Origin of the sequence: Photorhabdus stackebrandtii, from assembly GCF_011189495.1 — a bacterium.
In the GTDB taxonomy this organism is placed as follows: domain Bacteria; phylum Pseudomonadota; class Gammaproteobacteria; order Enterobacterales; family Enterobacteriaceae; genus Photorhabdus; species Photorhabdus khanii.
The window spans coordinates 1-1,190 of sequence record NZ_PUJV01000120.1 but is presented as its reverse complement, the minus strand read 5'-3'; the positions used below and the strand labels follow the sequence as shown (position 1 = coordinate 1,190).

Below are 1,190 nucleotides of genomic sequence, written 5' to 3'. Positions count from 1 at the left end.
ACTGATCAGCGGGGAAAATGCTCCTACCGTAGTCAATCTGGCAAAACTCAAAACGGGTAGCCTGGCGGTGACTCGCGGGGTTATCCAGGCCCTGAAACGTGATCCGGACAGTGGGGCTTTGGTGAGTTGGTTGGCCAGTGAGTTAGCGATGGCAGACACCATTGAGACCGCGCTCACTATGCGGCGAATGTTGATAACCGGACAGGCAGAGCCGAATGCGGCTGCTCAGACGCAAGCTATGGAAGAGAGTGATCGTCGCATTGCGATACTGGATAGAGAAATTGTCGCGCTGAAGAATGAAATGGAGCTGCGCCGGGCGATTGCACAAAATACCGCGCTGACCGCGCTTGAGCGTGAACAAAATCGGATTGAAATGAATCTGCAACGGCAATCCACCGATAATACCGACAGTCGTATTAATACCTTGTCTGTGCCGCCAAAAGGACGTGAAGGACAATAATGATGTCTGAGCAAAGTGAAATCCGGGTACCTACTGGCACTAAACAGTGGTTGATTGCAGGACTGAAACGGAATCTCAGACGAGGGTGAATCGTCACGCTGATGATGGGGTGCATGTTACTTGTTGCCGCAGTTGGCTTGGCGTATCCGTCCCAATTCAATGCCTTACAACATTGGATGTACATAACCCGTTACGGTTGGTTGGCCTGGCGATTGGTCATGTACAGTGTTATTGCCTGTTTCATGTGGCAGCTTTGGCGATCCCCATTGCCGTTAACACAAAAAGCTGCTCTGAAACGGATTGTACTCATTTCGTTGGGATTTGTGGGATGTTGTGAGTATGCCATGTTCTTCGTCTCCGGAGAGCAGTCATGACAACTTATAGCTATTTGGAATATTTTCTGACCCTGCTGGGTTGGGTGGTGAATAATGGCTTGTGGAATGTGCTGTTGGCCACTGGGTTATTTGTGCTGCCGCTGACATTCAAAATGATAGGTATCTGGCTGAGAGTCCGGGAAGAAGGGGAGGATGAAGGGAATAAGGGCATGCTCTCAGTAACCCGGATTGAAAACACCTTGTATGGTGCTTTTCTGGTGATGATTGTTTGCTGTGTGCCGTTGGTCAATGTGAGTCTGAGTACCATTACGTATGATGACTCGCGGGCAAAAAGTTGTGGTACTTGGACACCGAAACCGGCTGAAACGGGTTATGCGTCAGTGATATCGTCGCTT

At 49.7% G+C, this 1,190-nt stretch carries 2 protein-coding genes and 1 pseudogene; all 3 read left to right on the top strand.

Features of this window, described 5'->3' with window-relative positions:
- Positions 1 to 460 (top strand): annotated as a pseudogene (locus C5470_RS21875) (integrating conjugative element protein); the annotation flags it as partial.
- 113 nt (positions 461 to 573) lie between these two features.
- Positions 574 to 834, top strand: coding sequence for a hypothetical protein (locus C5470_RS21870; RefSeq protein ID WP_166291895.1), 261 nt, complete (start codon positions 574 to 576; stop codon positions 832 to 834).
- On the top strand, positions 831 to 1,190 hold a 360-nt coding region (locus C5470_RS21865; protein WP_166291894.1), incomplete at its 3' end, for a conjugal transfer protein TraG N-terminal domain-containing protein. The genes C5470_RS21870 and C5470_RS21865, both read left to right, overlap by 4 nt.